The sequence below is a fragment of the Dyadobacter chenwenxiniae genome (assembly GCF_022869785.1).
Taxonomy (GTDB): Bacteria; Bacteroidota; Bacteroidia; order Cytophagales; family Spirosomataceae; genus Dyadobacter; species Dyadobacter chenwenxiniae.
This window is the reverse complement of record NZ_CP094997.1, coordinates 6,792,536-6,810,714: the sequence shown is the minus strand read 5'-3', so window position 1 is coordinate 6,810,714 and position 18,179 is coordinate 6,792,536. Positions and strand designations below refer to the sequence as shown.

General features: G+C 45.2%; 12 protein-coding genes. 4 read left to right on the top strand and 8 right to left on the bottom strand.

What is annotated here, in order from left to right:
* The first annotated feature begins 10 nt into the window (after positions 1 to 10).
* Positions 11 to 1,099: an efflux RND transporter periplasmic adaptor subunit gene (locus MUK70_RS29250; protein WP_374759741.1), complete on the top strand. Its 1,089-nt coding sequence runs from the start codon at positions 11 to 13 to the stop codon at positions 1,097 to 1,099.
* A gap of 271 nt (positions 1,100 to 1,370) precedes the next feature.
* On the top strand, positions 1,371 to 4,478 hold the full coding sequence (locus MUK70_RS29245) for an efflux RND transporter permease subunit (protein WP_234657946.1): 3,108 nt from the start codon (positions 1,371 to 1,373) through the stop codon (positions 4,476 to 4,478).
* 101 nt (positions 4,479 to 4,579) lie between these two features.
* On the opposite strand, the gene MUK70_RS29240 is transcribed toward MUK70_RS29245, so the two are convergent.
* The 5 genes from MUK70_RS29240 to MUK70_RS29220 all read right to left on the bottom strand — a co-directional run bounded on the left by MUK70_RS29240 (position 4,580) and on the right by MUK70_RS29220 (position 10,153).
* The gene (locus tag MUK70_RS29240; protein ID WP_234657945.1) at positions 4,580 to 6,010 is read right to left on the bottom strand and encodes a hybrid sensor histidine kinase/response regulator; all 1,431 of its coding nucleotides are present in this window, start codon (positions 6,008 to 6,010) and stop codon (positions 4,580 to 4,582) included.
* 31 nt (positions 6,011 to 6,041) lie between these two features.
* Entirely contained in the window at positions 6,042 to 7,508 is a 1,467-nt protein-coding gene (locus MUK70_RS29235; RefSeq protein ID WP_234657944.1) for a sigma-54-dependent transcriptional regulator, read from the bottom strand.
* Between the two features lie 43 nt (positions 7,509 to 7,551).
* Positions 7,552 to 8,994 (bottom strand): RNA polymerase factor sigma-54, encoded by a 1,443-nt coding sequence (gene rpoN / locus MUK70_RS29230; protein ID WP_234603773.1) that lies wholly within the window; start codon positions 8,992 to 8,994, stop codon positions 7,552 to 7,554.
* A 476-nt stretch (positions 8,995 to 9,470) separates the two neighbouring features.
* Positions 9,471 to 9,782, bottom strand: a complete 312-nt coding sequence (locus tag MUK70_RS29225) for a hypothetical protein (protein WP_234657943.1) — start codon at positions 9,780 to 9,782, stop codon at positions 9,471 to 9,473.
* Between the two features lie 56 nt (positions 9,783 to 9,838).
* Positions 9,839 to 10,153, bottom strand: coding sequence for a YtxH domain-containing protein (locus tag MUK70_RS29220; RefSeq protein ID WP_234657942.1), 315 nt, complete (start codon positions 10,151 to 10,153; stop codon positions 9,839 to 9,841).
* 248 nt (positions 10,154 to 10,401) lie between these two features.
* On the opposite strand from MUK70_RS29220, the gene MUK70_RS29215 reads away from it, so the two are divergent.
* On the top strand, positions 10,402 to 10,791 hold the full coding sequence (locus tag MUK70_RS29215) for a response regulator (RefSeq protein WP_234657941.1): 390 nt from the start codon (positions 10,402 to 10,404) through the stop codon (positions 10,789 to 10,791).
* Positions 10,792 to 10,893: 102 nt separating this feature from the next.
* Here the strand turns inward: MUK70_RS29215 and MUK70_RS29210 are convergent, their stop codons facing one another.
* The 3 genes from MUK70_RS29210 to pgmB all read right to left on the bottom strand — a co-directional run bounded on the left by MUK70_RS29210 (position 10,894) and on the right by pgmB (position 16,318).
* The gene (locus tag MUK70_RS29210; protein ID WP_234657939.1) at positions 10,894 to 13,170 is read right to left on the bottom strand and encodes a tetratricopeptide repeat protein; all 2,277 of its coding nucleotides are present in this window, start codon (positions 13,168 to 13,170) and stop codon (positions 10,894 to 10,896) included.
* Positions 13,171 to 13,307: 137 nt separating this feature from the next.
* Positions 13,308 to 15,623: a glycoside hydrolase family 65 protein gene (locus MUK70_RS29205; protein ID WP_234657938.1), complete on the bottom strand. Its 2,316-nt coding sequence runs from the start codon at positions 15,621 to 15,623 to the stop codon at positions 13,308 to 13,310.
* A gap of 38 nt (positions 15,624 to 15,661) precedes the next feature.
* Complete coding sequence (gene pgmB, locus MUK70_RS29200; protein WP_234657936.1) at positions 15,662 to 16,318, bottom strand: beta-phosphoglucomutase; 657 nt, start codon at positions 16,316 to 16,318, stop codon at positions 15,662 to 15,664.
* Positions 16,319 to 16,439: 121 nt separating this feature from the next.
* On the opposite strand from pgmB, the gene MUK70_RS29195 reads away from it, so the two are divergent.
* Positions 16,440 to 18,179, top strand: a complete 1,740-nt coding sequence (locus tag MUK70_RS29195) for an alpha-amylase family protein (RefSeq protein ID WP_234657935.1) — start codon at positions 16,440 to 16,442, stop codon at positions 18,177 to 18,179.

Genomic DNA, 18,179 nt, shown 5'->3' with positions numbered 1-18,179 from the left:
TTTTTTCTCAATGAAAAATCACCTTAGCATGGTTATGCTGGCCGCAATGGGCCTATGGCTGACAGGATGCAATACAAAAAAACAAGATCCCGAAGAATCCCAGGCATTTATGCTTTCGGATACAATGATGAGCCGGATCACGCTGGATACGGTGAAGACCGAGCCGGTGCGGAACGAACTGACACTGGTTGGGAAGGTTGTTCCCGATGAGAATCAGGTGATTAAGGTCTACCCCTTGGTAGGCGGCAATGTGGAGGAAGTGGATGTGGAATTGGGCGACAATGTTCGCAAAGGCCAGAAACTGGCTACAATACGTTCAGGAGAAGTGGCTGATTTTGAAAGACAAATGATCCAGGCACAATCCGATTTGCTCATTGCCCAAAAGAATTTGTCGTCTACCGAGGATCTTTTTGAAAGTAAGCTTGTGCCCGAAAGAGACGTGATTACGGCCCGTCAAGTTGTGGATAAGGCCCGGGCGGATGTAAGCCGGGTCAAGGAAATATTCTCAATTTACGGTTTGGGGAAATCCGCAAACTACATTGTAAAATCACCTATCAATGGCTTTATCATTGATAAAAGTGTGAACCGTGGCATGCAGTTGCGCTCGGATAATGCAGAAAGTCTTTTTACGGTCGGGCAGATCGCGGATGTGTGGGTAATGGCCAATGTGAATGAGAGTGATATTCCACGAATCAAGCTCGGTATGCCTGCCGATGTGCGAACGATCAGTTTTTCCAACGAAGTTTTTAAGGGGAAAGTGGACAAAATCTACAACGTACTGGACCCAGATACAAAAGCAATGAAAATCCGCATTCAGCTTCAAAATGTGGGTTTTAAATTAAAACCGGAGATGCACGCAACGGTTAACCTGAACTTTGAAGAAGGTGGTGAAATGCAGGCCATCCCATCGCAAGCCGTCATTTTCGATCGCAGTAAAAACTGGGTAATGGTGTACCACAGCCGCTCCAAAATAGAAACCCGCCCCGTAGAAATCTATCGCTCACTCGCCAACCGAACTTACATCACCAGCGGCCTCAAAAACGGCGAAGCCATCATCAGTAAAAACCAGCTGCTCGTGTACGATGCGCTTAATGATTGAGAACCAATTTTGAATGAGTGAATGACTGAATGACTGAATGAGGATCAATTTTGAATGACGGTTCGCCGGTGCGATGAATGACTGAATGACTGAATATTTTTTGGTCTTGCTCGTATCCATACATTCACCCCGCTTACCCTTCATCATTCACTCATTCATCGCAACGGCGAACCGTCATTCAGTCATTCAATCATTCAAAATTCACTCATTCACTCATTCACTCATTCACTCATTCACTCATTCACTCATTCACTCATTCACTCATTAACCCATGAACAGTTTCATCAGGGGAATTGTGGGCTTTTCTTTGAAAAACCGCTTTTTCATATTCTTTATGACCGGCCTGCTGATTATCGCGGGGATTGTCAGCTATCGGGACACGCCGCTGGAAGCATTTCCGGATGTCACTAATACACAGATCATTATTGTTACCCAATGGAACGGGCGGAGCGCGGAGGAGATTGAGCGTTTCGTAACGGTTCCCATTGAAGTGGCGATGAATTCAGTGCAGCAGAAGTCCAATGTGCGCAGCACCACGATGTTTGGTCTCAGCATTATTAAGATCATTTTTGATGATAATGTTGAAGATTTTTTCGCCCGGCAACAGGTTAATAATCAGCTTCGTAACATTTCCCTGCCCGAAGGAGTCGAGCCCGACGTGCAGCCTCCCTATGGCCCGACCGGCGAGATTTTCCGCTTTACATTAAAAAGTAAAGACCGTGACAGCCGTGAGTTGTTAACATTACACAATTGGATCATTGACAGACAGTTGCGAAGCATTCCGGGGGTCGCCGACGTGGTTGCATTTGGTGGACGCGAGAAAATTTACGAAGTGCAGGTTAACCCTACCAAACTCGTAAAATACAACATTACGCCCCTGGAAGTTTATCAGGCAGTAACCAAAAGCAATGTCAATGTAGGCGGTGATGTGATTGAGAAAAATGGCCAGGCTTATGTGGTTCGCGGGATCGGATTACTGAACTCAATTCCTGATATTCAGAACATTATCGTGGAGTTTGTGAAGGATAATCCGGTTTTGGTAAAAGATGTGGCCGATGTAAAAGAGTCGGATATGCCGCGCGTCGGACAAGTCGGGCTCGATGGAAATGATGATGTGGTTGAGGGCATTGTTGTTCAGCGAAAAGGCGAAAACCCAAGTGAAGTGCTGGCGCGTATAAAGGATAAGGTGGAGGAATTAAATACAAAAATCCTTCCCCCTGACGTGAAAATGGTCACATTCTACGACCGCGATAACCTCATCGAATTTTGTGCGCATACGGTAAAGCACAACCTCATTGAGGGCATCGTGCTGGTAACCGTGATCGTCTTTCTTTTTATGGCCGACTGGCGCACAACGGTCATTGTCTCTATTATTATTCCGCTTGCGCTCCTCTTTGCCTTCCTGTGCTTGAAATTAAAGGGAATGTCGGCAAACCTGCTTTCAATGGGGGCGATTGACTTCGGGATTATTATTGACGGGGCCGTGGTGATGGTGGAGGGGATTTTTGTGGCGCTGGATCATCTGGCGCATCGCAATGGTATGGACCGTTACAATAAGTTGTCTAAATTAGGTCTGATCAAAAGAACAGGCGGAGAGCTCGGAAAAGCCATTTTCTTTTCAAAACTGATCATTATCACCGCACTGATCCCGATTTTCAGTTTTCAAAAAGTGGAAGGCAAAATGTTTACCCCGCTTGCCTATACGCTAGGTTTCGCATTACTCGGCGCATTGCTTTACACATTGACGCTCGTGCCAGTGCTTTGCTCCTTATTGTTGAATAAAAATGTCCGGGAAAAGAGTAATCCAGTCGTTCGTTTCTTTGACAGGACGGTTACCAATGGTTTTGAATGGTGTTATAAACGTAAAAAATTAAGCGTAGTATTAGCCACCGTTTTCCTTGGGCTCAGCTTGTTTTCGGCCAAGTTTCTGGGAACCGAGTTTCTGCCGACGTTGAATGAAGGAGCACTTTGGGTGGAAGCAAAAATGCCTATGAGCAGTTCGTTGAATGAAACGATCAAAATGGTAACGACACTTCGTGCCAAATTAAACGAGTTTCCGGAAGTTAATGGTGTTTTATCGCAAACCGGCCGCTCCAATGACGGAACCGATCCATCCGGATTTTACTATGTCCAAATGCAGGTTAATCTCAAACCAAAAGACGAATGGAAGCGGAAAATCACGCAGGATCAGCTTATTGAGGAAATGGACAAAAAGCTGAAACAATTCCAGGGCATTAATTACAATTATTCCCAACCCATTATCGACAATGTTGCCGAAGCAGTGGCTGGAATGAATGCCAGTAATGCGGTGAAAATTTATGGAGACGACCTGGAAACGCTGAATGCAAAAGCGGACCAGGTGCTGGAAGCAATTAAAAATGTGCCGGGAATCAAGGACGTGGGCATTTTGCGGAACATTGGACAGCCGGAGATCAGCGTAATTCTGCACGATCACAAAATGGCTCAATACGGAGTTAGCACAGCTGATGCACAAGCCGTTATAGAAATGGCCATTGGTGGCAAAACGGCTTCCATTCTGTACGAAGGCGAACGTAAATTTGACATCCGACTTCGCTACGAACAGCAATATCGCCGCACGGTCGATGACATTCAGCAGCTGATGGTGCCAACATTAACCGGTGGCAAAATCCCTTTGAAGGAAATATCATCGATTCGCACCGTAACCGGGCCGGCATTTGTTTATCGTGATAATAACAAACGCTTCATAGGCGTGAAATTTTCCGTGCGCGAACGTGACTTGGGAAGCACCATTGCGGATGCGCAGAACCGCGTCAAACCATTGTTAAAAACATTGCCAAAAGGGTATTCTGTCAACTGGTCGGGCGAATTTGAAAATCAGGTGCGGGCAACGGCGCGGCTGGGACAAGTGGTTCCAATCAGTCTGATCGGCATTTTCATTCTCCTGTTTATCATGTTTAATAATGCCAAAGACGCTGGTCTGGTTCTTATTAATGTGCCTTTCGCACTGATTGGCGGGATTCTGGCTTTGCATGTCACACACATGAATTTCGGGATTTCCGCTGGCGTTGGTTTCATCGCATTATTTGGGTTATGCGTTCAGAATGGCGTGATCCTGATCTCCGTCTTCAACAAAAACCTATCGGCGAGAATGTCGCTGGATGATGCAATCCGCGAGGGTGTAAAGTCAAGGATCCGGCCAGTGATCATGACTGCGCTAATGGCCGCTATTGGTCTCATGCCCGCCGCAACGTCCACAGGGATCGGTTCAGAAACGCAGAAACCGCTCGCTATCGTAGTGATTGGCGGCTTGATCACGGCAACCGTTTTGACTTTGCTGATCTTCCCGATTATTTATGGCTTTTTCAACAGAAAAAGCAGGGCGGTGAGGGTAGCTTAGTAGGGAGTCACATTTCCTGTGACACTGAGTCGAGCCGAAGTGAGGAGCAGTAAGGTCGTTACTTCGGCTCCGCTCAGTGTCACAATGTAGGAATCGTTATCCTATTTCTGGTTTTGAAACGTAATTGTAAATGTCGTTCCTTCCCCAAGTTCTGACTGCACGTCGATGCGGCCGTGGTGGGCATGGATGATGCTCATGGTTGTGGATAAGCCGATGCCCATGCCATTGTTTTTTCCGGTAAAGTATGGCTCGAAGATTTTTTCCATGTGTTCTTCGCTAATGCCGCAGCCATTGTCCGTGAAAATCACCTGAATGCTGTCGCCCTGGCTTCGGGTACTGATTCTTAAAATGCCTTTATCCTCCTCCATCGCTTCAATTGCATTGGTAATGAGGTTCAAAAAAGCCATTTGTAAGGACACCGGGTCGAGCGGCAGCGCCAATTCCTCTTCCGCAAGCTGGTTTACAATCTGGATTCGCTTCAACTGAACACGGTCTAATGCTGCTCCGATTGCTTGGGTCAGGACAGCGTGCACAGAGCTTGTGACGAGTTCGATATCAGCCGAGCTGGAAGGTTGCAGAAGCTGAGAAATGAGGTCATTAATGCGGTTGCAATTGCGTTTGATGATCTGTGTGTAAAATTTCTGATCTTCATCAACCAGCTCCATTTCAAGCTGCTCCGCGGATAAGTTTACGTTGGTAAGCGGATTTCGCACCTCGTGGGCCAGCATGCGCACCAACCGTCCTGTAACGGCCATTTTTTCTGAAAATAACCTTTCCCGTTCCGATTGCTTGCGGGCAGTCATATCGTGAAGCCTGCCTTGTATATACGGATGATCATCGTCCACTTCCAATGTTGCCGAAAACAGGCAGTATTTTTTCTCGCCATCCTTGGTTAACAACCTAACCTCACGGTCGTGAATCGGGTGATCTTTTATATTATTCCAAAAAGTATCCGACTGAGCGTCTTCCAGCAATTCGAGAATATTTTTTAGTCGCAGATCATCCGCTGAATAGCCTGTCAGCGCGCTGGCCGATGTATTCAAATCAATAATGTTCCCTGCAAGATCACTAATGAAGAGGAAGTCATTGGATTCTTCAAAAATCCTTCTGTAACGTCGTTCGCTGTGTTTTAATGCTTTTAGAACGGAGGTTCTTTCCAGGGCATACCGAATGCTTCTTTCCAGCTTTTCTGAGTCGAGTTCACTCTTAATCAGGTAGTCAGCTGCACCCAGGCGCAATGCTTCAACCGCAATTTTAGTATCCCCTTTTCCCGTCAAAAGAATGATCGGTTCTTCGCATTCAAACTGGCAAGCTAATTCAATCAGGTCTATCCCTGTACGCTCACCCAGCAGATAGTCAAACAGATAGAGTTCGTATTTGTGGTCTTTAATGTGTTGCTGCGCGTCCTTGAATGTAGAACACCAGGTAATATCAAATTTCCAGTTAACCAGCTCCTGAAAATACTCGCGTGTGAGGAAGTAGTCATCCTCGTCATCGTCAACAAGGAGAACCTTTATTAATTTATTATTCATTCGTTAGCATAGCTCAAACGTAACGCTACAATTAAATGTCAAACTGCTTCATCTTATTGTAGAGTGTTTTCCGGTCAATATTCAATAAACGCGCTGCTTTACTTTTATTGAAATTTACATCTCTCAGCACTTGCATGATCATATCATACTCTGCTTCATTGGCAACCGTTTTGAGGCTTGGTTTGGAGTCATCTCCATCCAATGATTCTGCCAGGCTGGCTGTGGGAGCTGATACAGTGGTTGCAGGCTCTTCGTCCAGATCTTTCAGCTTTCTGTAATTTACAATTTCAAAAGGCAGCGACTTTTCCTCGATCAGCTCACCGTCAGAAAGCAGTGTGGCGCGTTTGATAACGTTCTTCAGCTCCCTCAAATTTCCCGGCCATGAATAGTTCAGAAAATCGCTTTTCACTTCCTCTGAAAACCCGCCTACATTTTTGCTAAGCTCCGTATTTGTCGTTTCCAGAAATGTGTTTGCAAACAGCATCAGATCGTCTTTTCTGTTTCTTAAAGCGGGAACCTCTATCGTAAATTCGTTGAACCGATAATAAAGGTCTTCTCTGAATTTACCGTTTCTGGCCGATTCCAGCAATCTTTCATTACTGGCCACGATAATCCTTACATCCAGGTCAATTTCCTTTGAACCGCCAATGCGGCGCATTTTACGCTCCTGCACAACGCGCAACAGTGCAACCTGTATTTCGTATGACAAGTTTGAAACTTCGTCCAGGAAAAGAGTGCCTCCGTTTGCCATTTCAAAATGCCCTATTTTGGTATTTAAAGCACCTGTAAAAGATCCTTTTTCATGACCAAAAAGCTCACTGCCGGCCAATTCCTTAGATATGGCACCGCAATCCATCGCCACAAAGGGCATATCACGCCTTTTTGATCTGTTATGAATTTCCGCAGCAATGGCTTCCTTGCCAGAACCGCTTTCTCCATATATAATCACGCTGAAATTCGTGGGTGCAACCAGATCAACCTGACGAAAAAGATTGTCTGAAACTTCACTCTGCCCCATCACATAACCTGCCTTTGTCCGGGAACTGATTTTCCTGGCTGGTTTTGTTGTTTCAGTGGTTCCTCCGCTCGTTCCGGAAGAGACCGCAGTATATTCAAACTCTTCGTTCTCTCTCGATTCTGCGTCCGCGATGGCTTTTTTCACAGTTACCAATATTTCGTCCGGAAACAATGGTTTGGTGATATAGTCATACGCTCCGAGTTTCATAACATTCACCGCCACTTTAATGTCGGAATAGCCGGTTATGATGAGTACAGGTACATTCGGGCGCTTGGATTTAATTGCTGTAAGCAGTTCCGTACCCGTAATGTCACCCAACCGGAAGTCGGTCATGACCAGGTCAGGTGAAATGGAATCGATCAGTGCAAGGCCGTCTTTACCGTTTTGCGCAGTCTCTACTATAAAATCATTCTTTGATAAAAATCTCTTCAACAGGAAGCAGATATCTGCCTCGTCATCAACTACAACAATTTTTTTCATGCCAGGTCTTTAGGGCTAAATCCAGTTCGTTTTTGTAAGCTGCTTAAATGGTAACTCGTAATCTTGCAGTAGGGATATTCAATTGTTCCCTGTATTTTGCAACGGTCCTTCTAGCCACAGAATAGCCTTTTTCGGAAAGCATATCTGTAATTTGCTGGTCGTTGTATGGATGTCTCTTGTCTTCATCGCTCACGATTTCCCGAATAGCTTCCTGAATTTCACGATTGGAGACTTCGGTACCGTCCTCGTTTGTAACTCCCTCAGTAAACAGGTCTTTGAGCAACACAATTCCAAAGGGCGTCTGCACATATTTGTTCGTTGTCACCCGCGACACCGTGGAAATGTCCATATTAATGATCTCAGCTACATCTTTCAGGATCATCGGGCGCAATTTCTTGATATCGCCCGTTTGAAAGTAATCATATTGCAGCTTAACAATGGCCCTCAACGTGCTCAGCATTGTGTTTTCACGCTGCTTGATCGCATCTATGAACCACTTTGCCGAGTTCATTTTGTTTTTGAGAAACTGGTTGGTAGCCTTATCATTTTTTTGTTCGGCCATTTGGGTAAACAATTTGTTCAACCGCAATGCCGGGCTATTGCCCCAGGTAAGTTGCACTTCTATCTCACCGTCCTCTGTATACCGCAACGAAAAATCCGGCTTGATGCTTTCGTTCACAATGGAATCATTGCGAAGGCCAGACGCTGGTTTCGGATTTAATGTAGTGATCAGTGCGATCGCCTTTTTAAGCGATTCCTCGTCTAAACCGGTAATCCGCATGATCTTATCGTAATTTCTTGCTCCAAGCTCATCGAAGGCATCCGAAACGATTTTGCTAGCCCATTTCCAGGTTTCATCCTGGTTTTCAATGCGGCTTAGTTGGATTTGCAGGCATTCTCTCAGGTCACTCGCGGCAATTCCGGCAGGATCCAGCTGCTGGATCATTTTCAACATTAAATTGACTTCATCTGTGTCAATAAACATGCTGTTAGCAAAGGAGATATCATCGGCGATTACATCACTTTCACGTCTCAGGAAACCGTCCTCATCCAATGAGTCCAGAATAAAATCAGCTATAAGCTGCTGTCTTTCATCCAATTTGAGGAAATGCACCTGCTGTTTCAGATCATCCCGAAACGACATGGTTTCCACCATAGGACGGGTATAAAGCTCATTATCCGGAGATTGGTTGTTGGCGTAGGTCTTATAATCCGGAATGTCATCATCCCTGAACTCGTCCCAGTCATAATAATCCTGCATGGTATTATCTTCACCAGTTCCGGTATCAGCGGGGTCCTGGAATTCGTCAGCAGTATCTTCCGAGGCATTTTCTTCCTTCCCTTCCTCCAATATAGGATTTTCTTCGAGCTCTTCCTTAATTCTTTGTTCCAGTTCCATTGTTGTCAAATGCAGTAAATTCAGCATCTGAATTTGCAACGGAGAATATTTCAGGGTCTGTCTTTGCGTCTGCGTTTGTCTTTGCATATAGCAACCAATGGTAAATAATTAGGATTCTTAAAGTTTAAATTTACGACTCTTTATTTAATCTTTCTTCAATGACAGGTGCGTTTATAAACATTGCGTACATAATTCCACAGACTGAGTACAAATACGCAGAATACCGCACCCCTCCGTGCGTCTTAGGCTTGCTGAACGACCGCCTTCCCGGTTTGGAACAGGCTTTATAATACCGTAGGTCAGCGCACTTCGCCTGTTGCGCGCTAAGTTACAACTATCGCAATTTCATTTAGTTATCGATCAAATTGAGCCATAGGCCGGAACTTGTGCACACAAAATCAGGCATAAGGATTGAAAAAAACAGGCAAACGACGAACTATTGTCGCTAAACTGTTGCGAGACGCGGAATCAATTATTACAAAATTCTTGCCGCCAGCTTTTTTGCAAAAAAAGAACCTGCCGTTGCCGACAGGTTCAGAATGCTACGCTCGGATGTGCCAGTTTCAAGCTGAAGTGACTGGCTTCTCTTCAGTATTTCTTTTGACCCAGCGAAGTCCTTTAAGTAATAACTCTCTCCCTTCCGGAACTCCATGTTTAACGAGTACATTTTTTACAACCAGCGGCACCACATAATTCAGTGGTGGCGGCAGACGGCGCAATGCAGTCTTAGCAAGAATCGCACTTACACCCATTTCCAGGCCCTTGCCTGAACTGCTTGCAGGCCCGGAGAGGAACATTTCCTTGATATAATTAACCGTACTTTCGATCGGTTTCGATTCTCCTTGTTTTTCAGGATTTGTTGATGAACCTTTCATGTTGTGATGAAGCAATGAAAATTCCGGCACCTTGTATGATGCCGGAATTTTCGTTATTAATATTTGTTAATCTCATTTTTAGCAGCATCGGAATATTCCTCCGCTTTGTCCCAAGCTGCATCTTTATACTCTTCGCCTGCTTCTTTAGCCTGCCCAGTTACACTGGACACCTTTTCTTTGCTTTTTTCAAGTGCTTCAATCAGTTCGGTTGCAAGGCTATTTGTCTTCTTTTTGATTTTTTTCCTGGTCTTGTCACCGTCTTCGGGAGCAAAAAGTAACCCAATGATGGCGCCAACCGCCGCTGCCGTTACGATTCCCCAAAATGCTTTATTTCCATTCATAATTTTTTCCATTAATTGTGAAAAATTCATTTAACTAATCAATCACCCAAATCCTGTACCAGTATCCCTCAATTGCTCCTAACGGGATAATGGTTCTACACATCGGATTTGCGGGGCGTTGCCATCACATTTTAGTAATTAGACAATCCTGAGGCATTTCTGGCACGCAGGATGGCAGGATTATTGTAACTACCTGTTCATATTGCCCCTGTCTTAATGGGAACATTTAACAACCCTTCTATACCAATGACCAAAAATTTTATTTCTGACACATCGCTATGAAGATTGTAATTATTGAAGATGAAAAGGATTTGGGGGTGTTAATGCGCAATTTTCTAGTAAAGCAATTAAATATTAAGTCACCGGACGCTTCGGTTAAAGTAGCCTCTTCACTGTCCGAGGGCCTTCAGTGGATCAACGATCTGAATCCGGATTGGATATTCATTGATAATAACTTACCGGACGGAAAAGGAATCAACGAGATCCAGCGGATCAAAAGCGCTGACAAGCTGCAGGGTGCGAAGATCGTTATGATGAGCGCCATGACAAACTTAAAAGAAGAGGCTTTCAAGAATGGTGCAGACTATTTTCTGGATAAACCCATTAGCTTCGTTGAAGTGCGAAATATATTCAGTACCAACGGGCACATGAATGAAGGTGAAGCTTAACAAAACAGTAGACAATATTACTTCAATTGTAGATTTTGGACTGAGATTCGTAGAAAAAATTTCTCAGACAGGTTCCTTTTGCAGTTTATCTTAGCACTTTCTTTAAAATAAGATCGGGCACTTTGTCCCTGATTTGGCGCGTGAGCCTGGTAATTTCACTTTTTGGCTCCTATACCGAACACGCTTTTTCTTTTCCGAATCGACCTTCTTCTTTTCGTAAGCAACTAACTTAAAGTCATACTCCGGTATGAAATAGTCTTCCTGATATTCCGCGACAGGGAGCGGCATATAATGTCTGCCCGGGAAGGAGAGTACGTCGTATTCATAATCGTAGAGATAAATGGTCACAAAGCCATCGCGGCTATACTTGATGCCAATATCCGAGAATGGGCTGTTTTCGTCCGAGGAAGCGACAAGCCGCATCATTTCCTTTTGTTTTCCTTTCACCAGGATGTTCATGTTATACTGAAAAACCCGGTGAAGCGAGTCAATTTGCAATGCTACGCCCAGATAATACTTTGCTTCTTTCATTTGCTCTTTCCCTGCGTACATCACCGCAGTATTGTTCAGCGCGCTTTTATCCTGATAAGTCTGGTAACTCAACTTAGCCTCATCAAATTTTTCCAGATACCGGTAAACATTGCCTTGGTTCACGTTATAGAACTTTCTGGATGGAGCGTTGTCCATAGCGGTTTTAAAGTCATTAAATGCGCCATCATATCTTGCATTAGCCTCATCGACCTGATGCCGCTGCGAATGCCTGTTTCCAATATACGCCTGAATGATCCCGTGATTATTATGTAAGTACGGCAGTTCCGGTTTTTCCCTCACAAGGCTGTCAAACAACGCCATAGACTTATCAAGCTGGTCGTTTTCGAGAAGTACGATGCCCCAGCCGTTCTGCGCATTGACATTGGCCGGGTTTAATGAAACTGCTTTTTTGAAAACCTGATAGCCTTTTTTATACATATCAAAATGCATCAATAGACTGCCGTAATTGCTCCACATCAGGTCGTAACCTTGCTCATACACGAGCGCCTTCGACAGGAATTGCCCTGCTTCGGAATAGCGTTTCTGATCGATCATAATGCCGCTCATGCCTGCCAGCGCTTCATAACGCGTAGGGTCCAGCTTAATGGCCTTTTGAAAATCATCCTGTGCGGGGTTCGTTTGTTTAAGATAATATTCGGAGAACGCTTTGGTGACAAACAGATCTGCGAAAAACTTATTGTCTTCGTTTAAAGCCTTTTCTGCTTTCTTAAAATCTTTCAGCGCCAGGTCATACTTTTTTTGTCCGTAATAGGATACTGCACGGCCCAGGTAAGCGGGCAAATACGTGGAGTCTTTCTTAATAACCCGGTCAAAAAGTGTGAAAGCTGTCTGATATTCGTGTTTCGAAAGGTGTGTATTCCCAATTCCGGATTGGAGGGCGGGTGTTTCGCGCTTTAATGTGGAGGCCAACTTGTAATATCGCTGAGCCTCACTGATCTGCTTCAAGCCATAAAATGAATGCGCCATGCCCAGATAGGCATCACCCCGGAATGTGCGGTCGTCCGTTTCAAGATATTTTTCAAAAACTGCTTTTGCCGCACCAAACTGATTGAGTGATAACAACGCGTTGGCATAGCGGATCTGCGCCTTCAAATGATTTCGCGACACTTTTTCGAAATCCTTTACGGCTTTCTTCTCATTGCCTGTCCGCATTAAAATGTCACCTCTTTGCAAGCGGTAAGCCATTTCATCTTTCTGGCGGATTGCGGTGGCCATTTCGTCAACAGCTTCGGAGAACCGGCCATTGTACTTGTAGATCATCCCCAGATTGTAATTCCACTTTCCGTCGGTATTTTTTGCATTATTACCATTGGCATAGCCCATTGCCTCGCCATACTTTTTTTGCTTTGCATAAGAAACCAGGGTATTCAATGTTGCCTGAGTGCCGCCTGGCGCATCCGCAAAATCGCTCCTCGCTTCGTCATATTTGCCTGATAATAAACTGAAAAGACCTCTGTTGTAATGCAAATGCGGATCCTGCGTGTTCAGGTCCAGCTCCTCCATGATATGAAACGCTTTTTGATAGTTTCCCAACAGTGCCAGGATCACCGCTTCATTGTTCATGCGCTGAACGGAATCAGATGGCTGAAAAGCTTGCTTGTGATACTGCGCGTAGGCTGCCTGCAGGTTGCGGACGCCCCGCTGATAAGTCTCCTCTCTGAGCAATGCAGGGTTATTTTCTTCGAAAGACCGGTTAAAAACAGGGAGCAGGTCTTTCACTATCCGCTGGCACTCATTGAAATCTTGTGCAGATGCAACGCCCTGAGTTAATAGCGTCATCATCAGCAACATACTTGAAGTAAAAAGCAGGCGAATCTTTTGTAGCATGATCCAAAAAAGATGGCTCAAAAGACCGAACCTACAAGTTAACTTTCAGATTTACAATATTTCCGGTAACCGTTTAATAGAATCTGCTTAAAATATAATTTTTTCAATAAATAGGATCATGTAAGATAGAACTACTTTTACGCTTTGATGCTAGCAAATGCGTCGATGAACAAGCGGCGGCTGCCAAGCATGATGTCCAATGGTTTGTCCGATGAATTTTGGATTGTAACAGCTGACTTCGAAACGGAAATCAGCAATAGTGCACCCCGGAAACCGATCCTGAACGAGTATGAATTCCATTGCTCCGGCACATACGGATTCAGAACCAACATTCCATCTTTCACCCGCTGACCCGCAAACCCTTTCACGACGCTCATCCAGGTGCCGGCCATGGAAGTGATATGCAAACCGTCTTCCGTATCATTATTGTAATCGTCCAGATCCAGCCTGGCGGTACGCACATACATTTCGTAAGCCTTCTCCTTTAACCCGATTTTCGCTGCCAGGATTGCGTGAACGCAGGGAGATAATGACGATTCGTGAACGGTCATCGGCTCGTAAAATTCGAAATTGCGCTTGATGTCTGCGATTTGGAATTCATCCTCAAAGAAATAAAGCCCCTGTAAAACATCCGCTTGCTTGATGAAGCACGACCGCAATATCCTGTCCCAGGACCAGTTTTGATTGATCGGACGCTCGCCCGCGATGTCATGAACGGTCAGAATCTCCTTGTCCAGAAAGCCTTGCTGCTGCAAATAAACCTGCCTTATCTGGTCGTACGGAAAATGCATATTTTCAACAATGTGCTTCCATGCATCCATTTCGCTGTTCAGGCTAAAATTGGTCCTGATAATGATCTCGTTGAGCTTGCGGGAGTCCTGCGTCCATAATTTGCCGATGATTTCCAGCGTATAACGCAATGTCCAGCATGCGATGTAATTGGTGTACCAGTTATTATTCACATTGTTTTCGTACTCATTCGGGCCCGTTACGCCCAACATCACATACTGCCCTTTTTCTTCTGACCAGTTAATGCGCTGTTTCCAAAACCTGGATATGGCGATCAACACTTCAAGGCCTTGGTCATTTACATAACTTTCGTCGCTTGTGTAACGCGTATAGTCGTAGATCGCATAAGCAATGGCGCCGTTTCTGTGTATTTCTTCAAAAGTGATTTCCCATTCGTTATGGCACTCCTCACCATTCATTGTTACCATCGGATACAGCGCCGCTCCGTCAGAGAAACCCAGCTTTTCGGCATTCTCAATCGCCTTATCCAATTGCTTATACCTGTAAACCAGCAGGTTGCGCGCGACTTTTTGTTCAGCAGTGGACAGATAGAACGGAATGCAATAAGCCTCCGTGTCCCAGTAAGTTACCCCGCCGTATTTCTCTCCGGTGAATCCTTTTGGACCAATGTTCAAGCGCTCGTCTTCGCCTGTATAGGTTTGTCCCAAATGAAAAATATTAAACCGGATTGCTTGCTGAGCGGCGATGTTGCCCTCAATGGTAATGTCGTTCCGTTCCCATTTTACGGCCCAGGCCTGCATGTGCGCCGCCAGCAAATGATCGAATCCTTTCTCAGAGATCCGCGACACGTAAGATTTGCATTCTTCCAATAAGCTTTCCGTTGGATAATTGTTTGAGGAAAGATTAACCCCATACTTATATACGCTAAGCTCCTGGCCCTCTTTCACTTCCACTTTTACGGTCCCAGCCACATATCTATCCATCTCAACCGGCAACGGCTGGTACGCTGTTTCCAGGCCATCAAGCTTGATATTGAACGCCATTCCCGTTGCAACCTGGAACAATTCGACGCCGTAAGGATTGGGTTTTGTTTCGAGGATAAGGTAACCCTGCGAAGGGCCAGTCTCCTTGTGCACTTCGTTCCAGAAGGACTCATCGTAATTGGAATCCCGGTTCCGGATACTGCCGTCCAGATAGGGCGTGATGGTCATGTAGTCACTAAAATTCAACGGCGTCAGCTTGTAGCTGATCGCCCCTGATTCGTCGTCGGCCATGCTGCAAAACCGCTTTGAATGGATTTTAATCCGCCTGCCTTCTGCCATTTTCACCGTCGCCACTCGTTCGAGCACGCCTTCTTTCATGTTCAGAACACGGCTGAAAGTTTCTATCTCACAAGTGTTCATATCCAGCACCTCCTCCCCGATCCTGATATCAATGCCTATCCAATTGCAGGCATTCAGCACTTTTGCGAAGTAATTTGGATAACCGTTTTTCCACCAGCCCACACGTGTTTTGTCAGGAAAGTAAACCCCTGCCACATAATTGCCTTGTAATGATTTGCCGGAGTAATGTTCTTCAAAGTTGCCGCGCTGACCCATCCGGCCGTTGCCCAAACTCATTAAGCTTTCTGTGATCTCGTTGTATTCAGCGTGGAAGCCATTTTCCACGATACTCCATTCATCATGGGTGATGTAATTTTTCATGTAGGGTAAAATGTATTAGAAAAATAAATAAGTGCGGCTTATGCAAAAGCCGCTTCCATATCCTGGAAATGAAAATCCGAAAATCCAGGGATAACAATGTCTGCCTGGGTCAAAATGGCCTTTTCCCCTATCCCAACGGCCAGCATCCCCGCGGCTTTCGCGGATTGGATCCCTGCCACAGCATCTTCAAAAACAACACATTGGGCCGGTGAAGCCGCAAGATCTGCGGCGCCCATTAAAAAAACCTGGGGATCCGGTTTTCCTTTGGTAGTGCGGTTTCCGTCGACAATGGTGTCAAAATAAGAGAGCATATCAATGCGCTCCATGATGACTTTTGCATTTTTGCTCGCCGAACCCAAGCCAATCCTGATGCCATGATGTTTGAGCTCATCCAAAAACGCCCTAACACCTGGAAGCGTGTCCGCTGGCGTCATCTGCATACATAATGCGAGATAACGGATGTTCTTTTCTGTGGCCCGTTGTAATTTTTCCTCTTCTGAAAGTTTCACACCGCCGAGAGCCAGGATAATTTCAAGCGACTCCATCCTGCTTATGCCCTTTAAAAGTTCATTTTGGGCGTGGGTGAGATCGAATCCGAGATCGTTCGCCAATTGCCGCCACGCATTGTAATGGAATTTGGCCGTGTCAACAATTACGCCGTCCAGATCAAAAAGGCACGCTGCTATTGAGGGCATATTATTTCAAATTTAATATCTTGCAAAATAGTAAAATTTTCCAAGCTCAATCCTGCAAGCCGTCTCAGAACGCGCCGGGAGCGGTTTGGGAACATAATTTTTATAAATAATTTAACTTGATATGCCCGCAGTTAACCAGGATAAGTTCATAGTATATCAGGTGTTTACCCGCTTGTTCGGCAACCAGTGCACGACCAATAAATTTTACGGCTCCATGGCGGAAAATGGCTGTGGAAAATTCAATGATATTAACGAAACAGCACTTACCGCTCTCAAAAATTTCGGCATTACGCACGTTTGGTACACCGGAGTCCTGGAACATGCAACATTAACGGATTACAGCGCATTTGGCATCAATGCCGATCATCCACTGATTGTCAAAGGCAAAGCGGGCTCTCCTTATGCGGTGAAAGATTATTACGATGTGGACCCGGACCTCGCCGTGGATGTGCCTAAGCGGATGGAAGAGTTTGAGCAACTCGTTGCCAGGACGCACGCGCAGAATCTGAAAGTGATTATCGATTTTATCCCAAACCATGTTGCGCGACAATATCATTCGAACACGCGTGCATCCGGTATTCGGGATTTTGGCGAAGATGATGACAATACGGTTTCATTTAGCCCAAAAAATAACTTTTATTACATCCCTAACCACGACTTTGTGGTTCCCGAGGGCCATAAGCCGCCTGTTGAGGTCGCAGCGCCATATCATGAAAGACCGGCCAAGGCAACCGGAAACGACGTGTTCCAGGCGCAGCCGAGCCAGTATGACTGGTATGAGACTATTAAGCTCAATTATGGCGTGGATTATCAAAATGGTGGCCTGCGCTATTTTGATCCAATCCCTTCCACCTGGCTGAAAATGTACGACATCCTGCGTTTCTGGACGGAAAAAGGAGTGGATGGTTTTCGGTGTGATATGGCTGAAATGGTGCCAGCAGAATTCTGGGCGTGGGTTATTCCCGAAATCAAGAAGCTGAAAGAAAGCGTAATTTTTATTGCTGAAATTTACAATCCCGCTGAATATCACCATTATATCAAAACTGGTAAGTTTGATTATCTGTATGATAAGGTTGGCCTTTACAACTCTTTGCGAAGCCTGATTGAAGGCAATGGAACGGTTGAAAACATTACGAGGATCTGGCAGCAGGAGTCAGGCGATATCAGCGAAAATATGCTCCGGTTTCTCGAAAACCACGATGAACAGCGCATTGCATCCCGCTATTTTGCGGGCGATCCATGGGCTGCGATTCCGGCAATGACACTAAGTGCAACATTGCATACAGGCCCGCTGATGATCTATTTTGGCCAGGAGCTGGGTGTTGATCCGGTTGAGGCAGAAGGGTTTCAGGGCGAAGATGGCAGGACGACGATATTTGACTATTGGGGCGTTACGGAGTTTCAGCAATGGGTCAACGGTGGAAAATTTAATCTTGAAAAGCTCACTGCGGACCAGAAGAAATTGCGTGCTTTCTATGAAACGTTGAATCGCTTTGTACTTAACAATGAAGCCGTTTATGCAGGAGCATTTTATGATTTACAATATGTGAACATTGACGGGCAATCTCAGAACTACGATAAAAAGTTGCAATACAGTTATTTGCGGTTCACTGACAATCAAAAGCTGCTTTTTATTTACAATTTTGATAAAGAAAAGACCGTTGAAACAACCGTAAAAATTCCTCAGGATGCCTGGACAAATTCTTTAAAACTGAGTAACACGTCGGCTTACAGATTGAAACCGGTTTTCCCTTTGTTTTCACCTTCACCAAGCTTGCGTACCAACGAAATTACGTCAACTGGTGTTCAGGTTGGTTTGCCGCCCAACTCGGTATCGGTCTATGAAATTGAATTGAAATAA

What these genes read in the sequence shown, in the direction of transcription:
- MUK70_RS29250 (WP_374759741.1), top strand. Translation starts at nt 11, where the DNA reads ATGAAAAATCACCTTAGCATGGTTATGCTGGCCGCAATGGGCCTATGG.
- MUK70_RS29245 (WP_234657946.1), top strand. Translation starts at nt 1,371, where the DNA reads ATGAACAGTTTCATCAGGGGAATTGTGGGCTTTTCTTTGAAAAACCGC.
- MUK70_RS29240 (WP_234657945.1), bottom strand. Translation starts at nt 6,010, where the DNA reads ATGAATAATAAATTAATAAAGGTTCTCCTTGTTGACGATGACGAGGAT.
- MUK70_RS29235 (WP_234657944.1), bottom strand. Translation starts at nt 7,508, where the DNA reads ATGAAAAAAATTGTTGTAGTTGATGACGAGGCAGATATCTGCTTCCTG.
- rpoN (WP_234603773.1), bottom strand. Translation starts at nt 8,994, where the DNA reads ATGCAAAGACAAACGCAGACGCAAAGACAGACCCTGAAATATTCTCCG.
- MUK70_RS29225 (WP_234657943.1), bottom strand. Translation starts at nt 9,782, where the DNA reads ATGAAAGGTTCATCAACAAATCCTGAAAAACAAGGAGAATCGAAACCG.
- MUK70_RS29220 (WP_234657942.1), bottom strand. Translation starts at nt 10,153, where the DNA reads ATGAATTTTTCACAATTAATGGAAAAAATTATGAATGGAAATAAAGCA.
- MUK70_RS29215 (WP_234657941.1), top strand. Translation starts at nt 10,402, where the DNA reads ATGAAGATTGTAATTATTGAAGATGAAAAGGATTTGGGGGTGTTAATG.
- MUK70_RS29210 (WP_234657939.1), bottom strand. Translation starts at nt 13,170, where the DNA reads ATGCTACAAAAGATTCGCCTGCTTTTTACTTCAAGTATGTTGCTGATG.
- MUK70_RS29205 (WP_234657938.1), bottom strand. Translation starts at nt 15,623, where the DNA reads ATGAAAAATTACATCACCCATGATGAATGGAGTATCGTGGAAAATGGC.
- pgmB (WP_234657936.1), bottom strand. Translation starts at nt 16,318, where the DNA reads ATGCCCTCAATAGCAGCGTGCCTTTTTGATCTGGACGGCGTAATTGTT.
- MUK70_RS29195 (WP_234657935.1), top strand. Translation starts at nt 16,440, where the DNA reads ATGCCCGCAGTTAACCAGGATAAGTTCATAGTATATCAGGTGTTTACC.